At 74.1% G+C, this 4,221-nt stretch carries 4 protein-coding genes and 1 pseudogene; 2 read left to right on the forward strand and 3 right to left on the reverse strand.

Features of this window, described 5'->3' with window-relative positions; all coding sequences use genetic code 11:
• The 3 genes and pseudogenes from ACWEN3_RS42545 to ACWEN3_RS42555 form a co-directional block, all read right to left on the reverse strand.
• Nucleotides 1-495 (reverse strand): annotated as a pseudogene (locus ACWEN3_RS42545) (hypothetical protein); the annotation flags it as partial.
• Nucleotides 492-1,934: a hypothetical protein gene (locus ACWEN3_RS42550; protein ID WP_452982928.1), complete on the reverse strand. Its 1,443-nt coding sequence runs from the start codon at nucleotides 1,932-1,934 to the stop codon at nucleotides 492-494. The pseudogene ACWEN3_RS42545 and the gene ACWEN3_RS42550, both read right to left, overlap by 4 nt.
• Nucleotides 1,931-2,617, reverse strand: a complete 687-nt coding sequence (locus ACWEN3_RS42555; protein ID WP_452982931.1) for a FadR/GntR family transcriptional regulator — start codon at nucleotides 2,615-2,617, stop codon at nucleotides 1,931-1,933. The genes ACWEN3_RS42550 and ACWEN3_RS42555 overlap by 4 nt, the downstream gene beginning before the upstream one ends.
• A gap of 256 nt (nucleotides 2,618-2,873) precedes the next feature.
• Between ACWEN3_RS42555 and ACWEN3_RS42560 the strand changes: the two genes are divergently transcribed.
• Entirely contained in the window at nucleotides 2,874-3,437 is a 564-nt protein-coding gene (locus ACWEN3_RS42560; RefSeq protein ID WP_452982934.1) for a DUF2243 domain-containing protein, read from the forward strand.
• Nucleotides 3,434-4,221: cytochrome c oxidase assembly protein (locus ACWEN3_RS42565; protein ID WP_452982937.1), on the forward strand; the 788-nt coding region annotated here is incomplete at its 3' end. The genes ACWEN3_RS42560 and ACWEN3_RS42565, both read left to right, overlap by 4 nt.

Raw genomic sequence — 4,221 nt, forward strand, 5'->3', positions numbered from 1 at the left:
GTGCATAAAGGCGCCGGATTCCTCGAGGGAGACGGCCTTGTTCTCCAGGACGAGGATGAGCGCGCCGCCGGCGCCCGAGCCGACGACCACGGCGTCGGCGGTGCTGCGAGCGGGCCACGCGGACGCGGGTGTCAGGTCCAGCGGCGGGTCCTGACGTGCGCGGCCGCGTGGTGCGGGACCGTCGTGGAGCATCCGTTCCGTGCCGGCCGCGAGCAGGACCGGGACCTTGAGCACGTCCAGCAGCGGCAGGAGGGCGGGCCGTGCGGACAACTCCCCCAGTACGGACTCCCTTTCTGGCGGGGTGAGTGCCCCGAGGGTGCGTCCGGTGCGGGCCACGGCGTAGGCGTCCACGCCGCGCGCGGCTGCCCGCAGGCCGGCCCGGGCGGCGAGCGGCATCGTGGTGAGGACCGTCTCCAGCCGGGCGGGGACGCGCCGGGGCCAGTCGCCGGTGCCGTCGTCGGCGATGAGGGCGGAGACGAGGCCGTCGAGACTCATCGTGTGCCCACCTCCGCGTGCGCCGTGCCGTCGAGCGTCCACTCCGCCTCGGTGCGCCAGCCGCCGAACCACCACCGTTCCAACAGGACGTGCGCGTCGGCGCGTTCGCTGTTGCGGCACGTCGCGTGCCCGCCGTCGGGGTCGGTGTAGTCCAGGGCGAGCGTGCGGTCGGCGGGCTGGGTGACCTCCACGCGGATCCGGCGCGGACCGCTGCGGCCGGTGACGGTCCAGGTGGGCAGGGCGATGTCGGCGCGGAAGCGCCCCGCGCCGGCCCAGCCGACGGCCGGCCGCTCGGGTCGCCGCGGCCAGTCGCGGCCGTGCCGGCGCAGCCGGAGGAACACCAAGGGGGGAAGGCCGCGCAGTCCCGGGCGCATGGACACGGCAGCGACGGCCTCCAGTACGTCTCCGCCGCCGAGGTCGGCGTGCAGCCAGGCCCAGCGGCGGGCGTTTCCGTGGCCGTAGATCCGGGCGGACGCGCCGGGGGCCCCGGTGAGTGTCAGCGTGGTGCCGTCATGGGTGAAGGTGCCGTCGTAGGAGGCCCGCGCGGCGGGGAGCATCTGTGCGGCCGGCAGCAGGGGCCGGCGCCAGGACCAGCGGGGGAAGGTGAACAGCGGCTCGTCCGCGGGCCGTTCGGTGAGGTCCCAGCACAGGGCGCCGTTTTCGGCCGATCCGGTCAGGTGTCCGGGCCGGACCGTGACCCCGTCGGCGCTGAATCCGGTCCTCCCGGGTGTCCATGCGGCGGGGCCGAAGCGGGCGTGCCGCACGGGGCCGTCCTTGGGGAAGACCGCGGCCCAGCCGTGCGCGTACGGCTCGGATCCGTCGGCCGGGGCGGTCAGTTCGTGGTGCAGCCACAGTCCGCTGCCGGTGTCCGGGTCGGTGACGGTGGTGTACCAGACCTCGGTGCGGCCCGGCTCGCCCTGCCAGCGGGGTGCGAGGAAGGCGCCGGGGTCCTCCCTGCGCGGGAAGCGGAAACTGGCCAGGAACGGGAGGAGTTGGGTACCGAGGGGGAAGCGCAGGGCGCCCGTGCCGATCCGGGCGCCGTCCTCGTAGAGGGTGTACGGCAGTACGGTCATCGACGCGACGGGCCTGCGCGGGGTGACGGACTTCCAGCCGTCGAGAGTGACCCGGCGGCCGTCGGTGGTGAAGGTGACGCGGTAGCGGATACGGCGGCGCGCGAGGGGTGATATCTCCAACTCGCCCTGCACGTAGGGGTCGTCGGCCCAGCCGGCGACGCGGATGCGGCCGGTGGCCCGGGCGTGGGTGGTGCCGAGGAGCCGCAGCGGGTGGTCCGCCGAGACGGTCAGATCGAGGCGGACCCGGCGGGCGTGGTCCTCGTCGTCGAGCGTCAGTGTGCCGAGCATCGTCTCGCTGAAGCCGGTGCCGCGCGCGGACGGACCACTGTCGCCCGTGGCCGTGCGTGGGGTCGGGTCCGCGCTCACGCGAGGCCCTCCAGCATGATCCGCTCGGTCGCCGTCAGGTACCGTCCGGCGGCCCGCCGGGCGCCGGCCTCGTCGCCGGCCGCCACCGCGCCGACCACCGGTTCCAGGCGCCCGCGTGCCGCCTCGGCGTCCTCGAACGGCCCTCTGAGCGCGGCGCGCACCGGCAGATAGGCGTTGAAGAGGGTGTTGGTCAGCAGGACGTAGACGCGGTTGCCGGTGGCGCGGGCCAGGGCCCGGTGGACCTCGATGTCCGCGAGCTGCACGGCGTCGGCGTCCGCCGCCTCACCCACGGCCGTCAGGAGCGCGCGCAGTTCGGCCCGTTGGCGGCCGGTCGCCCGGGCGGCGGCGCGTTCGGCGATCAACGTGCCGATGTGGCGCCGTACTTCGAAGATCTCGCCGATCCAGTCGGGGCTGTGCCGTACGAGCATGGGCAGCAGGTCGGCGCCGCCCAGGCGCAGGTAGTCCCGTACGCGGGTGCCGACACCGTGCCGGGTCTCCAGCAGCCCGGCCTGGGCCAGGCGTCCGAACGCGTGCTTGAGGGTGGTGCGGGTGACGCCGTATCCGTCGGCGAGCGTGCGCTCCGGCGGCAGGTAGCTGCCGGCCGGGTGGCGTCCGGCGAGGATGTCCTCGCGCAGACGGCTCTCCAGGACATCGACGATGGTCTCGCGGGGCAGTGCCTCCACGCCGTCCTCCCAGTGGCTCAGTGGATGAGCCACTCAACCAATGCGGCTCCGCCGAGTCAATGGCCGTGGCACGGTCCGTCACGTTCGCGGTGCCGCTCGAAGTCGGCCAAACGCCGGGAGGCCCGGCAGCGGGGCGGAGCGGGAGCTGATAGTCCGTAGGGAGTTCGGCTGCGGCTCGTACGACCGGGACCTCGCCTGTCCGGGACCCGCGCGTGCGGGCGGGCCGCCATATTTCCGAGGGGACGGAGACACGGCGATGGCAACCACCACGGGTGAGTCGACGACCGGTCCGGCGCCCGCCGGCCTTCAACTGCCGGGGATCGTCCTGGGGGTGGGCCTGGGCGGTTTCGTCGACGGCATCGTGCTGCACCAGTTGCTGCAGTGGCACCACATGCTCACCAGCACCAACCACGACCGCATCGGCGTGAAGTACTACGACCCCCACACGGTTTCGGGGCTGGAGATGAACACCCTGTGGGACGGGATCTTCCATGTGGTGTGCTGGCTCTCCGTCCTGACCGGTCTGGGCATCCTCTACTCCCGGGTCACCCGCGACCGGCGCCGGGTGTGGGCCTCACGGGTGCTGTGGGGGTGGATCCTGGCCGGCTGGGGCGTCTTCAACCTCGTGGAAGGCCTCCTGGACCACCAGATCCTGGGCATCCACCACGTCCGCGGGGGCCCTCACCAGCTCTGGTGGGACCTCGGCTTCCTGGCGCTGGGCGCCCTGCTGCTGGCCGGCGGCTGGCTGCTCCAGCGCGGCGGAGGGCCCTTCGACCCCGAGGGCTCCGTCGCCCGTGAAGCGGCGGGAGAGGTCCGATGAACCACGGCACGCACCCGATGGACCACGGCTCCGGCGGCGGTGGCCTGCTGGAGATCCTGCTCCCCGCGCTCGCCCTGTCGGCCTGCGCCGTCGGCTACCTCTCGCTGGCGCACCGGGCCCGGCGCCGCAACCCGGCCCTGGGCTGGAGTCCCTGGCGCACGGCGTGCTTCGTCGCGGGGCTCGGGCTGCTGGCCGCGGCGCTGCTGCCGCCCCTCGCGCCGTTCGCGCACCGCGACTTCCGCGGTCACATGGCCCAGCACATGCTCATCGGCATGTACGCCCCGCTCGCCCTGGTGCTCGGCGCTCCCGTGACCCTTCTGCTGCGCACCCTGCCCGCCCCCAGGGCCCGCCGGCTGACCTCGGTCCTGCACAGCCGCCCCGCCCGCGTGCTCGCCCATCCGGCCATCGCCCTGACGCTGTCCACCGGCAGCCTCGGGGTCCTCTACTTCACGCCGCTCTACGACACCGCCATGGCCCACCCGGCCGCGCACTGGCTGCTGCACGCCCACTTCCTGCTGTCGGGCTGCCTGTTCGCCTACGTCGTCGCGGGGCCCGACCCGGTCCCCGGCCGCCCCGGCGTCCGCGCCCGGCTGCTCTGGCTCGGCGGCGCCATCACGCTGCACGCCGTCATGGCGCAGCTGATGTACGGCGGCTTCTGGGTGGACGTCCATGCGCCGATCCCCGAGGTGCAGGGCGGCGCGGAGATCATGTACTACGGCGGCGATCTCGCCGAACTCCTGCTGGCCGCGGCCCTGGTGGCCACCTGGCGTCCCGAGCCGCGGCC

The organism is Streptomyces sp. NPDC004561, from assembly GCF_053602155.1.